We start from the raw sequence: 21,284 nt of genomic DNA, 5'->3' as shown, positions 1-21,284 counted from the left end.
CTTAGCGACCTCCTCTGCGGTTATTGGCTGCAGCGGCGTCCTGACGCAGCTGCTCAGTCACGGCGTCTGTGAGCTCGCGCACTGTATTGGCATCGATCCGACCACTGCGCGGCACGGCTGCACCCGATGAACTGGTCATCTTGTCCAGCGGCAGATACATCACATTGTTGCCGCCTTCGACGTCCACCATCACCTTGTTGGTATTGCTGAACACCTCCTGTACCGCCTCGAGATAGAGGCGCTCGCGAGTGACCTCAGGCGCCTTGGAATACTCGGCCAGCAAGGCGTTAAAGCGTTCGGCCTCACCTTCGGCATTGGCAACCACCTGCTCGCGGTAGGCGCCGGCTTCCTCCAGCACCCGCTGAGCGCGACCACGCGCTTCGGGCACGATGCCGTTGGCATAGGCCTGGGCCTCGTTCTTCAGCCGTTCCTCGTCCTCACGCGCCTTGATCACGTCGTCGAACGCGGCCTGTACCTGTCCCGGCGGCTTGGATTCGTCGATGTTGACCTTCACCACGCGAATGCCGGTTTCATACATATCGGTATACCGCTGCAGGCGCACCTGGACGTCGGTGCCGATTTGCGCACGACCTTCGGTCAACACCGAGTCCATGCGCGAGTCGCCGACGACGTGCCGCAGGGCGCTTTGCGCCGCGTGCTGCAGGGAGTCCTCCGGATCGCGCACTTTGAGTACGAAACTGGTCGGGTCGACAATCACGTATTGCACCGACATATGTACTTCGACGATGTTCTCATCCTGGGTGAGCATGATTTCGCGGAAGGTGACGGCACGGACCTTGGTCGTGTTGACCCGGATCACCTCGTCGATCAGCGGCGGGTTCCACTGCAGACCGGGCCGCACCGTCTCCTGATACTTGCCGAAGCGCAGCACCACCGCACGTTCCTGCTCATCCACCTGGTACAGACCCATCAGACCCCATACCACCACGGCGATCAGGGCAATCACGCCCAACAGGCCGGCGGACACGCCACGGCCCCGGCCACCGCCGCCACCGCCAGATTTACCGCCGCGGCCGCCGAACAGGCCGCCCAGCTTTTCCTGCAGCTTCTTCAAGGCCTCATCAAGGTCCGGCGGACCCTGGTCGCCACCGCCCCAGGGATCCTTGGGCTTGTTGTTACCACCACCCGGCTCATTCCAAGCCATACTGAACTCCCATTCTCATCATCGTTGCAGTTTATCAAAGATTCCTGGGGCGTGAGCACGCCCCCTAGAGTGCTGGCCCCGCATCCCGCTTCATGAGCCGGTTCCAGTCAGCGCGCGGCAGGCGCACGCTCAAGTGCGCCGTGCCATCATCACCGTACTCCTCCGCCGCGACTGCCCCCATCTTGTAGAGGGCGGCGCGCAAACGCCCCTGTTGCGGTTGCAGATGCAACTCCTCCTCTACCATGTCGGCACCCACACGCTCGGCGATAGCTTGCAGCAACAGATCACAGCCGGCGCCGGTTGCAGCGCTCAGCCAGACACGCTCCGGCACGCCGTGCTCATCGTAATCAATACGCGGTTCCTGCTCCAACAGGTCAAGTTTATTAAACACCTGCAGCTGCGGAATATCCTGGGCGCCGATCTCCTCCAGCACCGCCTGCACCTGGTAGATATTGTCCTCGCGCGCACCTGCGGCGACATCAATAACATGCAGCAGCAGGTCGGCGCTGACAGTTTCCTCCAGCGTGGCCTTGAACGCCTCGACCAGCTTGTGCGGCAGATGGGCGATGAATCCCACTGTATCCGCCATGATAACCGGACCCACCTCTTCCAGCTCCAGCCGACGCAGGGTCGGGTCGAGGGTGGCAAACAACTGGTCCGCGGCATACACCTCCGCGTCCGTCAGGCGGTTGAACAGGGTGGACTTGCCCGCGTTGGTATAGCCCACCAGCGCAATGGTAGGCACCTCTGCGCGCCGCCGGGAACGCCTGCCCTGGTCGCGCTGGCGCCGCACTTTTTCCAGACGGGCGAGAATCGACTTGATGCGCACGCGCAACAGGCGGCGGTCGGTTTCCAGCTGGGTTTCACCCGGGCCGCGCAGCCCGATGCCGCCTTTTTGTCGCTCAAGGTGGGTCCAGCCCCGCACCAGGCGGGTGCTCATGTGCTGCAGCTGTGCCAGTTCCACCTGCAGTTTGCCCTCGTGGGTACGGGCGCGCTGCGCGAAAATGTCCAGAATGAGCCCGGTGCGGTCCAGCACGCGACACTTGAACTCCCGCTCAAGGTTACGCTCCTGGCTGGGGCTCAGTGCGTGATTGAAAATCACCAGTTCCGCTTCGTGCAGCTGCACCTCGTCAAGGACTTCCTGCACTTTGCCAGAGCCTATAAAGGTGCGGGAGTCGGGCACGTCACGGCTGCCCACAACAAAGGTCACGGGGTCACCGCCCGCCGACAGCACAAGCTCTTCGAACTCGCGGGGATCCTCGCGCTCGTCTTCACTGGCAATAGTGAGGTGCACCAGTACCGCGCGCTCACCTGACGCTGGACGCTCAAAAAACACGCTGGCCTCGGAAATCGGTCAGGGGAAATGAGGTGGCGGCACCGAAGCGCCACCACTGGCTGGGCAGACTAGCTCTCGCCGTCATCATCTTCCGGCGGGTTCTGCATGGGCATACGCACCACGCGGGAAGGCACCACGGTGGAGATGGCGTGCTTGTACACCATTTGGCTGACCGTGTTTTTCAGCAACACAACGAACTGATCGAAGGACTCGATCTGGCCCTGCAGTTTAATGCCGTTGACCAGGTAGATGGACACTGGAACGCGCTCCTTCCGCAGAATATTCAGGTAAGGGTCTTGTAGCGTGTGCCCTTTTGACATAACTCTCTCCTTGGATGGCTCAACACGAGCCGAAAATAATGAATGTTTTACCGCTCTCGCTCACACCGGCGAACTGGATCGCCGCTGTAAAATCCTTGCTCAAGCCGTGACAGTATAGACCCAATTACCCTATGTGGGGCTCGCCTGCAGATACTTCAAGGCACAGGCGATCGAATTTTCATCCAAATCGCCCGCGCTCTGTTCTGACTCTCCCATCGCGCAAACGTTCCCGGCTGTATTCGTCAGCAGCCAGTGAACTCCGTGCCACTTGCGCAGCCACGTCAGTTGCCGTTTCGCCAGCTGGCGGGTGGCGGCAATGCCCTGCTCCACCGCGTCCTCCAGGCTGCACTCGCCATCAAGATGGCGCCACAACTGGCGGTAGCCGACGGCCCGGGCCGCCGGCAGGTCAGCGTGACCGTGCAGGCGCTGGCGCAGTGCCGCCACCTCCTGCAGAAACCCCTGTTCTATCATCTGCGCGAAACGCTGCGCAATCCGTTCGTGCAGAACCCTGCGTTCGCGAGGGCAAATGGCCAGCTGCACCACACGATAACCCTTCACGGGGCTCTCAGGCACCTGTTCGTGCCAGGCGCTGAGTGGCACCCCGCTACTCATGTACACCTCAAGCGCTCTGCTTATACGTTGCGAATGGTGTGGGTGGATTGCCGCTGCGGATACTGGGTCCACCACCGCCAGGCGCGCATGCAGGGCGGGCCAACCCTGCGCTGCGGCCTGCGCCGCAAGCGTTGCCCGCAGCGCAGGGTCTGCTGCCGGCATTGCCGCCAGCCCGTCGAGCAGCGCACGAAAATAGAGCATGGTGCCGCCGACCAGTATGGGCACCCGGCCGCGGGCGACAATCTCCGCGGCAATGCGCACCGCATCGCGGACGAATTCGGCAGCGGAATAGCTTTCGTCGGGGTCGCGGATGTCGACCAGGTGATGCGGGTACGCCGGCTTCGCGCTGCCGATATCCAAGCCGCGATAGACCAGCGTGGAATCGACGCTGATCAGTTCGCCGTCAAGCGCCTGCGCCAGCCCCTCGGCGAGGTCTGTCTTGCCCGCGGCCGTGGGTCCCATGATGCAGAGCAACAGGGGTTTTGCCGCCTCGCGCTGGCCCACGGTGACCTAGCGGCCCCGCAGGAACAGTTTATCGAGCTCATCGAGGGACATCCGCGTCCATGTGGGTCGTCCGTGGTTGCACTGCCCAGAGCGCTCCGTTTCCTCCATGTCCCGCAGCAGGGCATTCATTTCCGGCACCGTCAGGCGCCGGTTCGCGCGCACCGCGCCGTGGCAGGCCATGGTCGAGAGAATCTCGTCCATATGGGCTTCGATGCGGTCGGAACTGCCGTATTCGGCCAGGTCGGAAAGCACATCGCGCACCAGCGCCGCAACGTCAGAGCCACGCAGGGTCACCGGAATCTGTCGCACCAGCAGGGACTCTTCACCGGCGACGTCCACCAACAGGCCCAGCCGCGTAAACACCGCGGCGTGCTCCTGCACCAGGCCCACTTCCCGCTCACTGACGGCGATCGCCTCCGGCACCAGCAAGGGCTGCCCGGGTATGGCATCGAGGGCTCTTGCCGCTTTCAGGCGCTCGTAGGTAATGCGCTCGTGCGCAGCGTGCATGTCGACCAGCACCAGCCCCTCGGCGTTTTCCGCCAGAATATAGATGCCCTTGAGCTGCGCCAGAGCGTAGCCCAGCGGTGGCACCGCCTCGGGCGCTTCGGCTACGGGCAGCGAGGCAGGGTGCAGGCCGGCGTAGCTGCGCACCTGCTCTCCCGCCTGGCCCGCCGCCAGCGTGGCCGCGGGGCCGTATGCCCGGGGCGCATATGCTCCAGCCGAGTCAGCCCCGGGGGCACCCCAGCCCAGGCCGGGCTGGGTGGCGATTTCGCCCGTTGCCGTGTCAACAGCGAAACCTTCTGCAGTCGCCACCGGCGGCGGCCCGGCGGCGGGCCGGACGTCGGCAAGGGCGCGATGCAGGCCACTGAAAATGCACTGGTGCACCGCTCGGCTATCGCGGAAACGCACCTCGTGCTTGCCGGGATGCACATTCACATCCACCTGTGCCGGGTCCAGTTCGAGATAGAGGACAAAGGCGGGATGGCGCCCGTGGTAGAGCACATCGCGGTAGGCCTGCTTGACCGCGTGCGCCACCAGTTTGTCGCGAATCACCCGGCCGTTGACGAAGAAATACTGCAGGTCGGCCTGGCTGCGGGAGAACGTGGGCAGGCCCAGCCAACCCCACAGACGCATATCGCCGCGGTCAACCTCAATAAACAGGGCCTGCTCCATAAAAGCGGGCCCGCACACCGCCGCCACCCGACGCTGTCGCTCGGCATCGGCATGAGCGCCCGCCAGGCTGTGAATCACCTTGCCGTTGTGGCGCAGCGTGAAGCCCACATCAAAACGCGACAGGGCCAGGCGCTTGACCACTTCCTCCAGGTGATTGAATTCCGTTTTTTCCGTGCGCAGAAACTTGCGCCGTGCCGGTGTGTTGAAGAACAGATCACGCACCTCCACCGTAGTGCCGCGCGGGTGCGGCGCGGGGCGCAGCTGCACATCCATGTCGCGCCCTTCGCAGAGGGCGCTGCAACCCTCACTGGTATCGTCGCGGTGATTGCTGGTGAGCGTCAGGCGCGACACCGAGCCAATCGACGCCAGCGCCTCGCCGCGAAATCCCAGGCTACCCACCCGCTCCAGGTCGTCCAGCGAGGAAATTTTGCTGGTGGCGTGACGCGACAGCGCCAGGGGCAGATCGTCCGCATCAATGCCCGCGCCGTTATCGCGGATACGAATGAGCTTGCAGCCCGCGGATTCGATATCGATATCCACACGGGTCGCACCGGCGTCGAGGCTGTTCTCAAGCACTTCCTTGACCACGGAAGCCGGCCGTTCGACCACCTCGCCGGCAGCGATCTGGTTGGCTAGCCTCGGACTGAGGAGCTGGATTCTTGACATGGACAGGGCTGCAGTCTGGGTCAGGTCGCGGGTATTTTCAGCGTTTGACCCACCATGATATGCGAGGAATCACGCAGGCCGTTGTGTTCTCGCAGGCGCCGAACCGGCACATTGAAACGCTGGGCGATACCGGAGAGTGTATCACCCCGGGCAATGGTGTACTCCTGATCGCCCTGCTGTTTGCGCTGGGCAATGAGGGTGCCGGGGGGCGGTTGGGCCAGGAACCAGTCGCGAATACCGGCGTGAATGGCCTGCGCCACCTTCTGCTGGTACGCGCGCGTACTCAGCTTTTGCGCCTCGCCAGGGTTGGAGATAAAACCTGTCTCCACCAGGATCGACGGAATATCCGGCGACTTCAGCACCGCAAAACCGGCCTGCTCCACGTTGCGCTTGTGCAGCCGGGCCACCGTGTCCATGCGCGACAACACCTTGCCCCCAACCTTGAGGCTGTGATCCAGAGTGTTGGTCATGGAAAGGTCCGTGAGCACGCTCGCCAGCACATCATCCTTGTCACCCAGGCGCACCCCGCCGATAAGGTCGGCTTCGTTTTCACGCTGGGCGAGGTAACTGGCGGCCGTGCTGGTGGCGCCGCGGGTCGACAGCGCGTACACCGACGCACCGTTGGCTTCACGACGGGTAAATGCATCGGCGTGGATGGAGACAAACAGGTCCGCATGGCGCTGGCGTGCGAGGTCGCGGCGTCCCTTGAGGCTGATGTAATAATCACCCGTGCGAATCATGGTCGGACGGAAGCCCTCATCGCGCTTGAGCAACGACTCGAGCTCCCGGGAGATGGCCAGCACGATATCCTTCTCGCGCTGACGATTGGGGCCGATGGCACCCGGATCCTCGCCGCCGTGGCCGGCATCAATGGCGATGATGATGTCGCGATTGCCGCGATCGGTGGTGGCAGCGGTCTTTACCGGCTCTGGCGCCGCGGACGGGCTGCTGACGGGGTTGCGGTCGTACAGATCCAGCACCAGGCGATCGCCGGTTTGTGCCTGTGCATTGGCTTTCAGCGCGAAGCTGCGCGGGTCCACCGCAGCGCGCACGTCGAAGACTACGCGCAGGTCGCGGCCCTCACGGATCCCCGAACGCACCAGAGAGATCGGCGTATTTTCCAGCTCCAGCCCGGCCAGGCTCGCTTTCAGGGAAGCTTCGCTGACATCAAGCACAATGCGGTCGGGGTTGCTCAGGGTCAGCAGGCGATGCTCCGCCGGACCGGTCAGGTCAAATACGATGCGCGTATGATCCGGCGCGCGCCACAGACGGACGTCGTGCACCTCTACCGCCAGCGCCGTTGATGCGCACAGGCACCACAACACCAGACTCGCCCAGAAACCCCTGTTCATCTCACTCCAGACGTGTATCCGTCGCTACGCTCGGGCCGCGGATTGCCAGCGAGACAGGATACGCTCACCCGCGTCACTCCCGGCCTGCACCTGCAGGCTGCGCCCACTGCCCGCTGCTGCTATGGTAATCGCTAAATCTGCCGGGGGCAAAACTCCGTGGCCGCGCTCGGGCCACTCTACGAGGCAGAGGCTGCGTGGCCCGAAGTAATCGCGAATGCCCATGAATTCGAGCTCCGTCGGATCCCCCAGGCGATACAGGTCGAAATGGAACACCTCCAGCTCACCAAACTGGTAAGGCTCTACCAGCGTGTAGGTGGGGCTTTTCACTGCACCGCGGTGGCCCAGCCCTTGCACCACGCCCCGGCTCAGGGTGGTTTTGCCCATACCCAGGCCACCGCACAGGTACACCACGGCGCCGGGCTCGCAGGCCTCAGCCAAAGTTGCACCCAAGGCCACCATGGCGGCCTCATCAACGGCGGAAAGCACTACGTCTGCACTCACCCGAGCAGCTTCCGCAGGGGCCCCATGAGATCACTGGCAAGCAGGCCACGCTGTCCGTCGCGGGCCGCCTCATCGGCGGCCGCGCCGTGCACACAGGCGCCCAGCGCGGCCGCCGTCTGCGGGCTCAAGCCCTGCGCAAGCAGTGCGCCAATGATGCCGCTGAGGACGTCACCCATGCCGCCGGACGCCATTCCGGCGTTGCCGTAATCCGACAGCAGGCGCTGCTCGCCGCTGACGATGAGGCTGCCGTTACCCTTCAGCAACACGGTGCCACCAAGCCGCTCCTGCAAGGCAATCGCGGCGGCAAAGCGATCGTTTTGCACCGCGCCGCTGGAACTGCCCAGCAACCGACCCGCTTCACCGGGGTGCGGCGTGTACACGCGATTTTCCCGCCTCGCTGCGGTGCCCTCCGGGGCGGCCGCCAGCAGGTTGAGGGCGTCGGCGTCCAGCACCGTCGGCAGGGACGACGCCAACGCCACCTGCAAAAGCTGGCCGGACCAGCTGCTGCGGCCGAGGCCAGGCCCCAGCACCAGCACGTCGGCGCTGTCGAGCAGTGGCCGCAGCTCCTGGCCAGAGCGCACCCCGTTGACCATCGCCTCGGGAGTACGCGCCACAATCGCCGGCAGGTGTTCGGGCCGCGTGGCCACGCGCACCAGCCCGGCACCGCTGCGCAGGGCCGCCTCGGCCGCCAGCGCCACTGCACCGGAAAACCCGTGATCGCCGCCAACCACCAGCACCGTGCCGTAATCGCCCTTGTGGCTGGCAGCAGGGCGCTCGGGCCATGCAGCCAGCAAACGCTGCAGATCAAGACGACGCCAGGCGGGCAAAACAGCCTGGAAGGCCTCCATGGGCACGGCGAGATCGGCAAACTCCAGCTGGCCAACACAATCCGGCGCATGCAGGGTAAACAGCCCGCGCTTGCAGGCGATAAAGGTCACGGTGAGGTCGGCGCGCACCGCCGTGCCGAGCACGCGTCCGGTATCCGCACACAGCCCGGAGGGAATATCCAGCGCCACCACCGGAAGATCCGCAGCGTTCAGCCACTTGATGGCGGCGATGAAAGGCGCGCGGACGTCACCGCCAAGCCCGGTGCCCAGCAGGGCATCCACCAGCACGCCCTGTGCCTGGAGCTCGTCCGGCGCAAAAGGTACCACGGGTACGCCACTGGCCAGCGCCTGCTCGCGGGCCCTCAGTGCATCACCGCTTATCCTCGCCGGGTCCCCCACTTGCAACACGCGCACCGGGATATTGCGGCGCTGCGCCTGATCGGCGAGCAGATAACCGTCGCCGCCATTATTCCCGGTGCCGCAGAGCACCTGCAGGAGCTCAGGCTGCGGCCAGCGCAGCAACAACTGGCGCAGGGCGGCGGACGCGGCACGGGACATGAGCAGCGCACCGTCAATGCCCGCCTGGTCAATGGCCCACCGGTCCAGCGCACGGGTCTCACTGGCGCTGTACAGCCCCTCATGCTCCCACTCGCTGCAACCCTGCCTGACTGACGTCGCCAAAACCCACCTCACGCTGCTAAACTCAGGGGCTCAGGATACGCCCGCAAACCCGCGGATTATAGGCAGCTTTCCTTGCCCGGCCCAGCCCCATGCGACGCAAACACCGATGGCACCAGCACTGACCCCAGAGCACCAGATTGCCCTGCGCCAGCAAATCGATGGCTGGGTGGCGGAGCTGGGGTTCAGCCAGTGGGCGGTCAGCGACATTCATCTCGAGGCGCATGAGCCCTACCTGCAGAAGTGGCTGGATGCCGGTTATCACGGGGATATGGCCTACATGGCGCGCCACGGCCTGCGCCGGGCGCGGCCCGCCGAGTTGGTGCCCGAGACCTGCCGCGTCATTACCGTACGGCTGGATTACCTGGCCGCCGACACACAACCGCTACAGGTGCTGGGCGCGGCGGACAAAGCCTACATCTCCCGCTATGCGCTCGGCCGCGACTACCACAAGCTCATGCGCAAACGCCTCGCCCGGCTCGCCGAGCTGATTCAGGCATCCGCCGCAGGCGGCCAGTACCGCGCGTTTGTCGACAGCGCGCCGGTACTGGAACGCGCACTGGCAGAGCGTGCCGGCATGGGCTGGCTGGCCAAGAACACCATGCTGATCAACGAGCGCGCGGGCTCCTGGTTTTTCCTCGGCGAAATCTACACCGACCTGCCACTGGACGCCGACCCGCCACAGGCCAGCAAGCACTGCGGCAGCTGCAGTGCCTGCCTGAGCGTGTGCCCCACCGACGCATTTGCCGGCCCCTTTGAACTGGACGCGCGTCGCTGCATTTCCTACCTGACCATCGAGCATCACGGCAGTATTGACCCGAGCTTGCGCCCCCTCCTGGGCAACCGGGTATTTGGCTGCGATGACTGCCAGCTGGTCTGCCCCTGGAACAAGTTCGCGCGCCACAGCGACGAGACCGATTTCCAGCCGCGCCACAACCTGCAGAACAGCGAGCTGGTGACGCTGTTTCTATGGGATGAGGAAACCTTTCTGCAACGCACCGAAGGCTCGGCCATCCGACGCATCGGCCACGAGCGCTGGCTACGCAACCTGGCCGTGGGCCTGGGCAACGGCCCGGCGACCCCGCGCGCCATCGCGGCACTGGAAGCCCGCCTGACACACCCCTCTGCGCTGGTTCGCGAGCACGTCGGCTGGGCGCTGGAGGTGCTCAGGGCGCGCGCAGAAAATGCTCCCGGTAGTAGCGCAGCTCGGCAACCGATTCACGAATATCATCCAGCGCCTGGTGGCTCCCGGCCTTGACCACGCCGCTCTCGAGTTCCGGGCGCCACAGTCGCATCAAAATCTTCAGCGTGCTCACGTCCAGGTTGCGGTAGTGGAAAAAAGCCTCCAGCTGCGGCATGTAACGCGCCAGAAAGCGGCGATCCTGACAGATCGTGTTGCCACACATGGGCGAGCTGCCCGGCAGAACCCAGTCAGCCAGAAAGGCCAGCGTCATCGCCTCTGCCTCGGCGCTGTCGATGCGGCTCTTGCGCACGCGCTCGACCAGCCCGGAGCGGGTGTGGTGGGTGGTGTTCCATTCGTCCATGCCCGCCAGCGCCGACTCGGGCTGATGGATGGCGATAACCGGGCCTTCGGCGAGGGTACGCAGTTGACTGTCGGTGACGATCGTCGCCATCTCGATCACAACATCCCGCTCCGGGTCGAGGCCGGTCATTTCCAGATCCACCCAGATCAGGTTATCTTGCTGCATACCATCACACCCTGTTGTCATTTTCGCGCGAGGCAGTGTAACAAATTGCCTGTACAGCGCCACGTCGGCCCCCAATAATGCAGCGATGAGCAAACGCAAACTGAGCCGGCAACAGAGCTTTCGCATCCGCAGGATCCAGGAGGAGCGCAGCGCCCGCGCGCAGCGCCGCGACGCCCGGGCCGACGAGGCACTGGGGGCGGGTGAGCTCGGAGCAGAGCAGACCGGACTGGTGATCGCACACTACGGCACCCAGGTCGACATAGAGGATGGCGACAGGCACACCCAGCGCTGCCACCTGCGCGCCAACCTGGAGGGCCTGGTCACCGGTGACCGGGTGACCTGGTGCCCGGGCGAGAGCACCGGCGTTGTGGTCGCGCGCGAACCGCGGCACAGTGAACTGCGCCGGCCAGACCCCTACGGCAAAATGAAAACCATCGCCGCCAACATCGACCAGATACTGGTGGTTATAGCTCCCTTTCCGGAACCACACGCCAACCTCATCGACCGCTATCTGGTGGCCGCCGAAGTCGTGGGCATAGAACCCGTACTGGTGCTCAACAAATGCGACCTGCTGGCCGCTGACGCCGCGCTGCACGCACGCTTGCACGCGATGCTGGCGATCTACCCGACCCTGGGCTACCGCGTGCTCGAAGTGAGCAGCCAGAGCGGCAGCCTGGAGGAGCTGCAGCAGGCACTGCAGGGCCGCATCAGCGTGTTTGTCGGGCAATCGGGTGTCGGCAAGTCGTCTTTGGTGAACACGCTGTTACCCGAGGCGGCGCTGCGGGTGGGCGAGCTTTCCGCACTGCGCCAGAAGGGCACGCACACCACCACCACCGCGCAGCTGTTCCACCTGCCGGGCGGCGGCAGCCTTATCGACTCACCCGGGATACGCGAGTTCGGCCTGTGGCACATGCAGCGCGAGCAGGTGGAGCAGGGTTTCAGGGAGTTTCGCGCACTGCTGGGCCACTGCCGCTTTCGCGACTGCAGCCACAAGCATGAGCCCGGCTGCGCCATTCTGGACGCAGCCGCCCAAGGTACAATCAGCGCTGTCCGCCTGGACAGTTACCGCCACATCGTGGAAAGCCTGGATCAACCCGGCTGAACAGGCGCTGCCTGCGCGAGGCTGCCCAGGGCCTGCCCGAGGCGGGTGGCACTGCCCGCGGCCAGCGATTCATCCCAGCTGACCGCGCCTTCCGGGAACATCAGGATCACAGTGGAGCCCAGCTTGAACCGGCCCATCTCCTCCCCGCGGGCGAGCCGCACGGGAGCGGGCAAGGTGCGGTAGTCCCGCTCGCGCAGACTGCGCGGGGGCGGCGCCACCTGCCCCTCCCACACGGTATCAATGCCGGCGACAATCATCGCACCCACCAGCACCATGGCCATCGGCCCGGCCGGGGTATCGAAATAGCAGACCAGCCGCTCGTTGCGCGCAAAGAGGCGATCCACACCCTCTGCGGTGGTGCTATTGACTGAGAAGAGCTTGCCCGGCACATAGCGCGTGGCCACCAACTCACCGTCAATAGGCATGTGCACGCGGTGGTAGTCCTTGGGCGAAAGGTAAATGGTGGCGAAGTGGCCATTGCGAAACTGCGCGGCCCGTTCGTCGTCACCCCCCAGTAACGCCCAGGTGGAAAAATGACGGCCCTTGGCCTGCAGCAGGCTGTGCTCTTCGATACGCCCAAGCTGGCTCACCGTGCCATCGGCCGGGCACACCAGCTCAGCCTCGGCCAATGGCCGCGCGCCGGACCGCAGACGGCGGGTGAAGAAGGCATTGAAGTTCGCGTAGGCCTCCGGGTAGCGCTCCTCGGCCTCACTCATGTTCACCCCAAACGCTCGAATGAACGCGGCAATCAGCCCGTTTTTCAGCCATTGGGGATGCCGCAACTCGGCGAACCAGCCAACCACGCGGGACAGCGCATGCTGTGGAACCAGGTACTGCAGCAGAACGAACAGGGCTTTCATGGTATGGGAATTCCGGGCCTGGATACGGGGCGCAGCACTCAGGCCGCGACCCGTACCTTAGCAGAAAAGCGCTGGGGGAGCAGCGCTATAGCTGCTCTTCGGCGAACGCCGCCAGACGCGACCGGACAATGCCGTTGACGTGCATGATGCCCGCATGGGGGTAGGCCTTGGTTTTCTCCACCAGGTAGGTAAGCCCAGAGGTCAGCGGCGAGATGTACTTGTTATCGATCTGCGCCAGGTTACCAAGTACGACGATCTTCGAGTCGGCGCCCACCCGACTGATCACCGACTTCAGCTGGAACTGGCTCAGGCCCTGGGCTTCATCAATGATGATATAGGCATTATTGAAGGACCGGCCGCGCATGAAGTTGAGCGACTTGAACTGGATGTTGGCGCGCTCCTTCACGTAGGCAATGCTGCCATGGCAGGACTCGTCCGTGCCGTGCAGGATCTCCAGGTTGTCGTCGAAAGCGGCGAGCCAGGGCGCCATCTTCTCCTCCTCGGTGCCCGGCAGGAAGCCGATGTCCTCGGCAATCGGTGGCGTCGAGCGCGCGACAATGAGCTTGCTGAAACGTTTCTGCTCGAGAATCGCGTGCAGGCCGTAAGCCAGCGCCAGCAGGGTCTTGCCGGAGCCCGCCGGGCCCGTCATCACCGTCATGTCGACGTTGTCGTTCTCGAGCAGCGCCATCGCCATGGCCTGCTCCAGGTTGCGCGGCGCCAGCCCCCAGAAACGGCGGTGCATCAGCTTGTCGCGGCTGTCACAGTGCAAATACACATAGTCGCCGTCTATCCGCTTCACGAACGCCATGAAGGCCTGGTCGTCATACAGGAACATGTTCGGGTAAACGTTGGGCAGGGAGCGGCGGGGAATCCGGTGCAGCGTGCAATCCCCTTCCCGCAGCGTATCCACCTCGGATATATCGGACCAGAAGTCCCCCTCGATGTGCTCGTAGCCCCGAGCCAGCAGGTCGATATCGTCCAGCACCCGGTCGCGGCGGTAGTCCTCCACGTGCATCAGGCCGGATCCCTTGGCCTTGATGCGCATGTTGATGTCCTTGGTGACCAGGCAGACAAACGCCGCAGGGTTTTCTGCCTGCAAGCGCAGAGCCACGTTGATGATACGGTTGTCGTTGGCCTGGTCCTGGGTCACGTCCAGGTAGGGTACATCGCTGTCATCGCTGAGCAGCTGGTCAGGGTAGATGGCCAGTGTTCCGGGTACTCCTTCCCGGTTGCTACCCGGAATGGGCACCCCCGACTGGATTTCCTGCGGGGACGCCGTGTCGACCACCTTGTCGATCATCTGGATAGCAATGCGCGCCTCGCGACTCACCGTCTTTTCATGCCGGTCCTTGATGTGGTCCAGTTCCTCCAGAACCGTCATGGGGATAACAACGTGGTGCTCGTTGAAGGCTGTCACTGCGGTGGGGTCGTGCAACAGCACATTGGTATCCAGAACATACGTCTTCTTGATGACGGCCTTCAGTGTGGTTTTTTCTACGCGCAGGGGTGAGCCTGAGTCCATAGTAAAGTCCTCATGGGTGGGCGTTCAGAGCAGGAGAGTAAGGGGCGTGTGGAACGTGCTGCCGGCGTTGCGGGCCGGGGTGAGGGTGAGCGAAACGAACCGCGTTGTTTCAAAAGCGCTTCCTGGTAAAGGCAAAACCAAAGCGTCCCTTGATTACAAACCCTGGGCCACACAATGTCAACGACCGATGAATCCCTGACAGCCCCGCGGTTTTCGGCTAGGATAGCGTGCTTGTTTAGCCACCAGCCAAAGACTCGATTGCCGCGATGCTCAACTCGGACTCTCTCGCCCAGCTCAAGGGCCTCAAATCCCAGATGGAGGCCGAAAAAGAGCGCGCCGACGCGGTGATCAAGGGCACTCAGTCCCGCTACGGCTTTGCCGTACTCGCCGATGGCCGGGAAATTTTCGTGCCGCCGGACGAAATGCTCAAGGCATTCCCGGATGACCGGGTTCGCGTCTGCATCCGCCCCTCGGGAGACAACAAGCTTGTCGCCGATATCGAGAAATTGCTGGACAGCCCCCTCGGTGATTTCAGTGGCCGCTGCGTGCGCAAAGGCAAGGCGCTGTTTGTGCAACCCGATCTACCGCAACTGAAACGCTGGCTGTTCATACCGCCGCACGCCCGCAACGGCGTGCGCGAGGGCGACTACCTGCGCTGCGCGATACTGCGCCACCCGATTCGGGACGGCAAGCCCCAGGCCAAAGTGCTGCAGGTGCTTGGCAACGACCAGACACCAGGTATCGAGAATCTCTACAGCATCGCCAAATACCGACTGGCGCCCAGCTGGAGTTCAGCGGCGCTGCGCGACCTGGAGAAACAACTCGCGGACGCGCGCCCGCTCGCCAGTGAGGGGCGCCAGGACCTTACCGACCTTGAGTTCGTCTCCATCGACGCGGCCAAAACCCAGGATATCGACGACGCGCTGTACGCGGACATCAGCAGCGATGGCTGGACCCTCTACGTCGCCATCGCCGACCCGAGTGCCTGGGTGCCCGCCGACTCCAGCCTGCGGCAGGACATCGCCGCACGTGGCACCACCGTCTACTTTCACGGTGACGTTCTGCCCATGTTGCCCGAACAAATGGCCCAGGACACCTGCGCCCTGTCCGAGGGCAATGACCGGGCGGCCCTGGTGTGCAAGATTTCCGTGAGTGACAGCGGCCAGGTGGGCGCCTTCGAGTTCGTGGAAGCCACCGTGCGCTCGCGCGCCAAGCTTTCCTATTTTGCCGTGGACCGCTACCTCAACGGCCACGGCGACGACCTGATGAGTCATGCCACACCGCTGGAAGCGCTCTATCAGGTCTACCGTGCGCTGGGAGCACAACGCGAGGCCAGTGAACTGGTGATGGAAGATCGGCGCGAATACCGCTGGATTCTCAATGACCAGAAACAGATCGAAACCATCGAGCCGCACGAGAAGCTGCTATCGCAGAAGCTGGTCGAGGAATGCATGATCGCCGCCAACCGGTGCGCGGCCCGCTTCCTCGCCGAGCGTGAGGGCAGTGGGCCGTTTGTCACCCACCCCGGTTTTCGCGCTGACCGACTCGAGGAATGCCGGAAATTTCTCGCCCTGCACGCCCCGGAGGTTGCGGAACTGGACCCGACGTCGCGGGAGGGGTACCGGGACATCATGCGCCGGTTGGCCGCCAGCGAAAACCAGCTGCCGCTGCGCGCCATGATCAACCGCCTGCTCACCCGCGCGGAGCTGTCCACACGGGCCGGGCTGCACATGGGCATGGCGCTGGAATGCTATACCAACTGCACCTCACCCCTGCGCAAATACGTCGACTTCCTGGTGCATCTGCAGATCAAGGCGCTGCTGCGGGGGGAACCCGCGCAGCAGGTCAGCGGCGCAGAGCTCAGCGCACTGAAAGAGCGCCTGGGCAACGTCCGCGCTGCCACGCAGGAAGCGGAGCGCTGGCTGGCGAGCAAGTACCTGGCGCGTGTCGCCGCCGATAGAAGCGAGGGCTTCAGCGGCCGCATCGTGCACATCAACAGCTCCGGTATGAGCGTGCGCCTGCTGGATTGTGGACTGGAGGGCTTTGTCGACCTGCGCAAGGACCCGGAAAAATTCAGCTACGACAAATGGACTGCCAGCCTCACCAGCACCACACGGCGCTTCCACCTTGAACAGACCGTGGAGCTGGACTATCTGGGTTGCGACACGGAAAACAACTACCAGACGCTGTTCGCGGTGCGCCCCGGCAGTGGCCTGAAACCGCCGAAAGACGCCGGCACAGGCGAGGCGTCAAACTGAGATGATCCGGCGCGCCCCGCCAGCGGGGCGCTGCTCAAAAACTGGCGTTGCCGGGTGTACGCGGAAAAGGAATGGCATCGCGGACATTTTCCATGCTAGTGACATAGTTGAGCAAACGCTCAAAGCCCAGGCCAAAACCGGCGTGCGGCACACTGCCGTAGCGGCGCAGGTCGCGATACCACCACAACTCTTCACGCACCTCGGGATCCATGCGGGCATCCAGCACGTCCAGACGCTCCTCGCGCTGGCTGCCACCGATGATTTCACCGATGCCGGGAGCCAGCACGTCCATCGCCGCCACCGTCTTGCCATCGTCATTCAGGCGCATGTAAAACGCCTTGATCTCTTTCGGGTAGTTCATGACCACCACCGGGCGCCCCACATGGGTCTCCGCCAGGTAGCGCTCGTGCTCCGAGGCGAGGTCCACGCCCCAGCTCACCGGAAACTCAAAGGATTTGCCACAGTTCTGCAGGGTCTTCACCGCCTCGGTGTAATCCATGCGCTCGAACGGGCTATCCACCACCGTGCGCAGCCGCTCCATGACGGTGTCATCTATACGCTGCTGAAAAAACGCCATGTCGTCTTCGCACTCTTCGAGCACCCGGGCAAAGACATGCTTGAGCAGCGACTCCGCCAGGTCCGCATTGGCCTGCAGGTCGGCAAAGGCCACCTCGGGCTCCACCATCCAGAACTCGGCGAGGTGGCGACTGGTGTTGGAGTTCTCCGCACGGAAGGTCGGGCCGAAGGTGTACACCTTGCTCATGGCAAGGCAGTAGGACTCCACTTCGAGCTGTCCGGACACGGTGAGAAAGGCATCCCCCGCAAAGAAGTCGGCGCGATGGTCTACCGACCCGTCGGGATTACGCGGCAGGTTGGCAAAATCCAGCGTGCTGACCCGGAACAATTCGCCGGCACCTTCACAGTCGCTGCCGGTGATGATGGGCGTGTTGACCCAATAAAAGCCCTCCCGATGAAAATAACTGTGGATCGCGTTCGCCAGGGTGTGGCGCACCCGCGTGATGGCACCAAAGGTGTTGGTGCGGGGGCGCAGATGCGCCTGGGTACGCAGGTACTCAAACGTGTGACGCTTCTTGGCGATCGGGTAGGTCTCGGCGTCCTCCACCCAGCCCAGCACTTCCACGCGGCTGGCCTGGATCTCCACGGCCTGCCCCTGCCCCTGGGAAGCCACCAGCTCACCGCATACGGCAACCGCGCACCCGGTGGAGAGTTTGATGATCTCGCTCTCGTAGTTGTCGAGGCTCGCGGGCACCACGGCCTGAACAGGATGAAAACTGGTACCGTCATGAATCGACAGAAACGAAATACCGGCCTTGGAGTCGCGCTTGCTGCGCAGCCAGCCTTTTACGGTAACCTCGCTGCCAACGGGCAGCTCACCTTTGAGGACGGCAACAACCGGGCTGTGATCAGGCATGGGGTGGCTCTCCCGCGTGAGCATAGAAAGAAAGCCGCGCAGCATACCCAAAGCCCGGCGCGGCCGCCACAGCCAGGGCGCTCAGCGCGCAATGCGGTTGATCGTACTGCCGTTGAGGTCCGCGCCCTCAATGATACCCTTGTCCGAGAAGCTCAGGGCCAGCACCGGGTGCCGGGCCCTCGCCAGGCGGACGTTGCCACCGGCCGTTTGCACCAGGTCGACCTCACCGTGCAAACCCACCTGCCACCCGACGGTGTTGCGGAACGACACCAGCGCATCCATGGTCATGAACAGGATGACCTTGGCGGCCCGCGTCGCGCCTGGCGGCAGCTCCGCGGGCCCGGCAGAGGAGGCGTAGTAGGCAACCGGCTCACCATCAACCAGCAGGGCGCCCTCCCCGTACTGTCCGCCTGCGCCGAAACCCATATCGACGAGATCCGGAAACACCAGCACACCCCGCGCTTTTTTCAGCAGGGCCTTGACCCCGGGTGAGTAGCGCCGCAGGTCGTCCAGTGCCGCATCCGATTTCGACTCAATGGCCTCGCGGGTATCGGCTACGGCCGGCACTGTCGCCAGCCCCAGCAAAAGCGCCATCACTGCCGCGGCACTGTGCTTTAGCAGCGCTGTCATGCAGCGAATTCCTGTCCCACCCATTCCTGAGACAGCTGCCACAACCGCTCGGCGGCCTCCTCGTCCAGCGCCCAGGGATGTACGCCGCCAATGACACCATCGGCAGCGGGCTGCGCTATCTGGCAATCCTCGAGGTACAGGCCACCCTTCCCCTCCAGTTCAGGCGCCGTCGCTGCCCAGACCGAGGTTGCCGCGCCCTGCGGCACCGATTTGAAGGACATTTTCCCACCAGGAAACGCCGCGGCAATCCGCTCCATGTCCTCCTGGTCGAGGTGACGCCCCAGCTCCGTGCTGATCGCGCCAGGGTGCACCGCAAAGGCACGCACATGACTGGCCGCTACGCGTGCATCCAGTGCAAGGGAAAACAACACGTTGGCGGTTTTCGACTGGCCATAGGATTGCCATTTGTCGTAAGGGCGCTGCCGGTAATTCGGGTCCTCGAAATCCATCGCCGCAAAGCTGTGGCCCGCAGAACTCAGGTTGACCACGCGCGCCGCACGCTGCGGTGACCCCGCAGCCTTCAGGGCGGGCAACAGCAGGCAGGTCAGCAGGAAGTGGCCCACGTGATTGGTGCCCAGCTGCATCTCGAAGCCCTGGGCTGTGCGGCCGAGGGGGCAGGCCATGACACCGGCATTATTGATCAGGATGTCGATTTTCGGGCAGGTACGAAGCAATCCCGCGGCAGCCTCACGCACCTGGTCCAGATCGGCCAGGTCGAGCAATGCCGACTCCAGCTTCCCCGGCAGGTTCTCCGCGCGCAGGGTGTCCAGCGCCGCATCAAGCCTGCCGCGGTCACGCGCCAGCAGGTACACCGTGGCCCCTGCACCGGCAAGCGTGCGCGCTGTTTCTACACCCAGGCCAGCGGAGGCCCCCGTCACCAGAGCCACACGCCCGGTTAAATCCTGTCCCGCAATCACCTCACCGGTGGTGGTCTCGAATCCCAATGTACGCATCTACTGTTTTCCTCTGCTGTTCTGTTATCGTGAGCCATTGTGCCGGGCTATGCTGCGCCGCGTAAGCCCGGGCCGTCAATATTTGCACGGAAAACGCCATGAAAAATCGTCCTGCAGCACCCTTCGAGCGCTGCGCTTATCTGAGCTTCGCTACGCGCAAGCGCAACGGAGAGTTCGTCCCCACGCCGGTCTGGTTTGCACCGGATAACGGGGTGTACTACCTGTTTTCCGCGGGCGATGCCGGCAAAGTCAAACGCTTGCGCAATTTCAGTAGCGCGCGCATCGCGCCCTGCACGGTCAGCGGCCGGCTGACGGGTGAATGGCACGAGGCAAACGCTTACCTGGTGGACTCACCGACGGAAATCGCGCAAGCCCTCGCCGCCTTGCGCCGCAAGTACGGCTGGCAGATGCGCGGGCTGGATGCGCTGTCGCGGCTCGGCGGCAAGCTGCACAAGCGCGCCTATATCCGGGTTGAGCCGGCCGCGCCTGATGCCTGAACACCGCCGTGATCGCGGCCCCGACGAATCCGCTCCAACTGTGCCGCGTACTCGCGCCGCTCACTGGACAGGCTGGCAGCGTCGATTGCCTGCTGCAAGAGCCGTTCCGCCGCACCGTACTGCTGCAGCTTGAAGTGAATGATACCGGTTGCCGCAAGCAGCGCGCTGTCTCCCGGCTGCAGGTCCAGGGCCTTGCGGTACTGCAGCAGGGCCTCATTCCAGTCACCGCTCTCTCCAGCCATGTCACCGCGCCAGGCGAGGTAGTAGGGGTTGCGCTCGCGGTAGCGCTGAATGCGCGCCAACCAGGCATCGCGCTCACGGCTGCGCCCGGTCTGGTCATATAATAGCGCCAGGTTGTTCATCGCCGAACGCTCCCCGCTGTCGCGCTCCAGCGCCTGCAGTAGTGCCCATTCCACCGCCTCAAGTTGCCCGGTTTGGCGGTAGATTGCCCCCAGATTGACCCAGAGCAGCGGCAGATCGGGGCTCTGGCGCAAGGCGTTGACCAGATGCATCCACGCAACGGGGAGATTCCCCTCCCCCAGCGCCACCATGGCCAGGTTGTTGTCGTGCAGCGCCGCGGCCTCACGGTCAGCCAGCAGCCGCGATGCCGCAATGTCGCGCGCCTGCAAAGGGTCGATATCCACCATGAACTGCTCGCCATGCGGCATGCGGACCATCACATTGACATGCACTCGCATAGTCAGCCGTTCGCCGACGCGGGTCCACTGGGGACGTACGTCCAGCCACTGATAGCGCGCGTCCAGCCCCGCCTCCCGGGCCAGAGCGACAAACAGATGGGCGAAAGACAGGCAATTGGCATCACCGCTGGCAAACACCTGCTCCGCGCTACCATCTGCCGCGGGATTGTAGCCGACACCCAGTGCACCCGCGCCACGTACCGCTTCGTGCAGGCCCAGGAGGCGGGCGCGCGGGCTCGTTTCGCGCGGCGCAAAACGGGCCACGAAGTCGTGCATCTGCGGGGTGACCAGCAGCAGTGGTTCGACGCCAGGCGCGGTGGCCACATCGGCTGCAGGTATCTGCTTGCCACTGTCCAGCACCAGGGCTGGCAGGCTGTCGAGGTCAAGCGACGGTGCGCCCAGCGAGCCACAGGCACTCAGAGCCGCCGCGAGCACCGCCCACACACCCGCCCGCAGCAACCGGCTTGCTTGCATAGGCTACTCCGTTGC

Annotated in this window: 19 protein-coding genes; 4 read left to right on the top strand and 15 right to left on the bottom strand. The window is 64.1% G+C overall.

What is annotated here, in order from left to right; all coding sequences use genetic code 11:
• Window position 1: 1 nt before the first annotated feature.
• The 8 genes from hflK to G533_RS0115765 all read right to left on the bottom strand — a co-directional run bounded on the left by hflK (window position 2) and on the right by G533_RS0115765 (window position 9,137).
• Window positions 2–1,165, bottom strand: coding sequence for an FtsH protease activity modulator HflK (gene hflK / locus G533_RS0115800; RefSeq protein WP_027950805.1), 1,164 nt, complete (start codon window positions 1,163–1,165; stop codon window positions 2–4).
• Window positions 1,166–1,229: 64 nt separating this feature from the next.
• Window positions 1,230–2,501, bottom strand: coding sequence for a ribosome rescue GTPase HflX (gene hflX, locus G533_RS0115795; protein WP_027950804.1), 1,272 nt, complete (start codon window positions 2,499–2,501; stop codon window positions 1,230–1,232).
• Between the two features lie 68 nt (window positions 2,502–2,569).
• Window positions 2,570–2,821: an RNA chaperone Hfq gene (gene hfq / locus G533_RS0115790; RefSeq protein ID WP_027950803.1), complete on the bottom strand. Its 252-nt coding sequence runs from the start codon at window positions 2,819–2,821 to the stop codon at window positions 2,570–2,572.
• Window positions 2,822–2,950: 129 nt separating this feature from the next.
• The gene (gene miaA, locus G533_RS22315) at window positions 2,951–3,895 is read right to left on the bottom strand and encodes a tRNA (adenosine(37)-N6)-dimethylallyltransferase MiaA (protein WP_035528524.1); all 945 of its coding nucleotides are present in this window, start codon (window positions 3,893–3,895) and stop codon (window positions 2,951–2,953) included.
• Window positions 3,896–3,943: 48 nt separating this feature from the next.
• A complete protein-coding gene (gene mutL, locus G533_RS0115780) occupies window positions 3,944–5,776 on the bottom strand; it encodes a DNA mismatch repair endonuclease MutL (protein WP_027950802.1) in 1,833 nt (610 codons plus the stop codon).
• 20 nt (window positions 5,777–5,796) lie between these two features.
• Window positions 5,797–7,128, bottom strand: a complete 1,332-nt coding sequence (locus tag G533_RS0115775; RefSeq protein WP_027950801.1) for an N-acetylmuramoyl-L-alanine amidase — start codon at window positions 7,126–7,128, stop codon at window positions 5,797–5,799.
• Window positions 7,129–7,152: 24 nt separating this feature from the next.
• Window positions 7,153–7,629: a tRNA (adenosine(37)-N6)-threonylcarbamoyltransferase complex ATPase subunit type 1 TsaE gene (gene tsaE, locus G533_RS0115770; protein WP_027950800.1), complete on the bottom strand. Its 477-nt coding sequence runs from the start codon at window positions 7,627–7,629 to the stop codon at window positions 7,153–7,155.
• Window positions 7,626–9,137: an NAD(P)H-hydrate dehydratase gene (locus tag G533_RS0115765; RefSeq protein WP_240472458.1), complete on the bottom strand. Its 1,512-nt coding sequence runs from the start codon at window positions 9,135–9,137 to the stop codon at window positions 7,626–7,628. The genes tsaE and G533_RS0115765 overlap by 4 nt, the downstream gene beginning before the upstream one ends.
• Before the next feature lie 106 nt (window positions 9,138–9,243).
• On the opposite strand from G533_RS0115765, the gene queG reads away from it, so the two are divergent.
• A complete protein-coding gene (gene queG / locus G533_RS22310; protein WP_084639045.1) occupies window positions 9,244–10,392 on the top strand; it encodes a tRNA epoxyqueuosine(34) reductase QueG in 1,149 nt (382 codons plus the stop codon).
• Here queG and orn read toward each other — a convergent pair.
• Window positions 10,301–10,843 carry an oligoribonuclease gene (gene orn / locus G533_RS0115755; RefSeq protein ID WP_027950798.1) on the bottom strand — a complete coding sequence of 181 codons (543 nt, stop codon included), beginning with the start codon at window positions 10,841–10,843 and terminating at the stop codon, window positions 10,301–10,303. The genes queG and orn overlap by 92 nt on opposite strands.
• An 85-nt stretch (window positions 10,844–10,928) precedes the next feature.
• Between orn and rsgA the strand changes: the two genes are divergently transcribed.
• Window positions 10,929–11,945, top strand: a complete 1,017-nt coding sequence (rsgA, locus tag G533_RS0115750; RefSeq protein ID WP_027950797.1) for a small ribosomal subunit biogenesis GTPase RsgA — start codon at window positions 10,929–10,931, stop codon at window positions 11,943–11,945.
• Here rsgA and asd read toward each other — a convergent pair.
• Together asd and G533_RS0115740 are read right to left on the bottom strand one after the other, a co-directional pair.
• Window positions 11,933–12,805: an archaetidylserine decarboxylase gene (gene asd / locus G533_RS0115745; RefSeq protein ID WP_027950796.1), complete on the bottom strand. Its 873-nt coding sequence runs from the start codon at window positions 12,803–12,805 to the stop codon at window positions 11,933–11,935. The two genes, rsgA and asd, sit on opposite strands and share 13 nt — an antisense overlap.
• Before the next feature lie 85 nt (window positions 12,806–12,890).
• Window positions 12,891–14,327, bottom strand: a complete 1,437-nt coding sequence (locus G533_RS0115740) for a PhoH family protein (protein WP_027950795.1) — start codon at window positions 14,325–14,327, stop codon at window positions 12,891–12,893.
• A 266-nt stretch (window positions 14,328–14,593) separates the two neighbouring features.
• On the opposite strand from G533_RS0115740, the gene G533_RS0115735 reads away from it, so the two are divergent.
• Entirely contained in the window at window positions 14,594–16,585 is a 1,992-nt protein-coding gene (locus G533_RS0115735) for a VacB/RNase II family 3'-5' exoribonuclease (protein ID WP_027950794.1), read from the top strand.
• Between the two features lie 34 nt (window positions 16,586–16,619).
• Here G533_RS0115735 and asnS read toward each other — a convergent pair whose 3' ends face one another.
• The 3 genes from asnS to G533_RS0115720 all read right to left on the bottom strand — a co-directional run bounded on the left by asnS (window position 16,620) and on the right by G533_RS0115720 (window position 19,600).
• Window positions 16,620–18,017: an asparagine--tRNA ligase gene (gene asnS / locus G533_RS0115730; protein WP_027950793.1), complete on the bottom strand. Its 1,398-nt coding sequence runs from the start codon at window positions 18,015–18,017 to the stop codon at window positions 16,620–16,622.
• 81 nt (window positions 18,018–18,098) lie between these two features.
• Entirely contained in the window at window positions 18,099–18,647 is a 549-nt protein-coding gene (locus G533_RS0115725; protein WP_035528505.1) for a lipid-binding SYLF domain-containing protein, read from the bottom strand.
• Window positions 18,644–19,600 carry an SDR family NAD(P)-dependent oxidoreductase gene (locus G533_RS0115720; RefSeq protein ID WP_027950791.1) on the bottom strand — a complete coding sequence of 319 codons (957 nt, stop codon included), beginning with the start codon at window positions 19,598–19,600 and terminating at the stop codon, window positions 18,644–18,646. Before G533_RS0115720 ends, G533_RS0115725 begins: the two co-directional genes overlap by 4 nt.
• Window positions 19,601–19,698: 98 nt before the next feature.
• Here G533_RS0115720 and G533_RS22305 point away from each other — a divergent pair, with 98 nt between their 5' ends.
• The gene (locus tag G533_RS22305; protein WP_051230469.1) at window positions 19,699–20,097 is read left to right on the top strand and encodes a PPOX class F420-dependent oxidoreductase; all 399 of its coding nucleotides are present in this window, start codon (window positions 19,699–19,701) and stop codon (window positions 20,095–20,097) included.
• Here G533_RS22305 and G533_RS22300 read toward each other — a convergent pair.
• On the bottom strand, window positions 20,061–21,269 hold the full coding sequence (locus G533_RS22300) for a transglutaminase domain-containing protein (RefSeq protein ID WP_051230467.1): 1,209 nt from the start codon (window positions 21,267–21,269) through the stop codon (window positions 20,061–20,063). The two genes, G533_RS22305 and G533_RS22300, sit on opposite strands and share 37 nt — an antisense overlap.
• Between the last annotated feature and the right edge of the window lie 15 nt (window positions 21,270–21,284).

The sequence above is a fragment of the Haliea salexigens DSM 19537 genome (assembly GCF_000423125.1).
Classification (GTDB): Bacteria; Pseudomonadota; Gammaproteobacteria; order Pseudomonadales; family Halieaceae; genus Haliea; species Haliea salexigens.
The sequence above is the reverse complement of the archived record's forward strand: the minus strand, read 5'-3'. Positions and strand labels throughout refer to the sequence as shown.

Coding starts and splice junctions, on each gene's coding strand:
- mutL (WP_027950802.1), bottom strand. CDS start 5,776: ATGTCAAGAATCCAGCTCCTCAGTCCGAGGCTAGCCAACCAGATCGCT.
- G533_RS22300 (WP_051230467.1), bottom strand. CDS start 21,269: ATGCAAGCAAGCCGGTTGCTGCGGGCGGGTGTGTGGGCGGTGCTCGCG.
- hflK (WP_027950805.1), bottom strand. CDS start 1,165: ATGGCTTGGAATGAGCCGGGTGGTGGTAACAACAAGCCCAAGGATCCC.
- G533_RS0115735 (WP_027950794.1), top strand. CDS start 14,594: ATGCTCAACTCGGACTCTCTCGCCCAGCTCAAGGGCCTCAAATCCCAG.
- asd (WP_027950796.1), bottom strand. CDS start 12,805: ATGAAAGCCCTGTTCGTTCTGCTGCAGTACCTGGTTCCACAGCATGCG.
- hfq (WP_027950803.1), bottom strand. CDS start 2,821: ATGTCAAAAGGGCACACGCTACAAGACCCTTACCTGAATATTCTGCGG.
- asnS (WP_027950793.1), bottom strand. CDS start 18,017: ATGCCTGATCACAGCCCGGTTGTTGCCGTCCTCAAAGGTGAGCTGCCC.
- rsgA (WP_027950797.1), top strand. CDS start 10,929: ATGAGCAAACGCAAACTGAGCCGGCAACAGAGCTTTCGCATCCGCAGG.
- G533_RS0115720 (WP_027950791.1), bottom strand. CDS start 19,600: ATGCGTACATTGGGATTCGAGACCACCACCGGTGAGGTGATTGCGGGA.
- miaA (WP_035528524.1), bottom strand. CDS start 3,895: ATGGGACCCACGGCCGCGGGCAAGACAGACCTCGCCGAGGGGCTGGCG.
- G533_RS0115725 (WP_035528505.1), bottom strand. CDS start 18,647: ATGACAGCGCTGCTAAAGCACAGTGCCGCGGCAGTGATGGCGCTTTTG.
- G533_RS22305 (WP_051230469.1), top strand. CDS start 19,699: ATGAAAAATCGTCCTGCAGCACCCTTCGAGCGCTGCGCTTATCTGAGC.
- G533_RS0115775 (WP_027950801.1), bottom strand. CDS start 7,128: ATGAACAGGGGTTTCTGGGCGAGTCTGGTGTTGTGGTGCCTGTGCGCA.
- orn (WP_027950798.1), bottom strand. CDS start 10,843: ATGCAGCAAGATAACCTGATCTGGGTGGATCTGGAAATGACCGGCCTC.
- queG (WP_084639045.1), top strand. CDS start 9,244: ATGGCACCAGCACTGACCCCAGAGCACCAGATTGCCCTGCGCCAGCAA.
- G533_RS0115740 (WP_027950795.1), bottom strand. CDS start 14,327: ATGGACTCAGGCTCACCCCTGCGCGTAGAAAAAACCACACTGAAGGCC.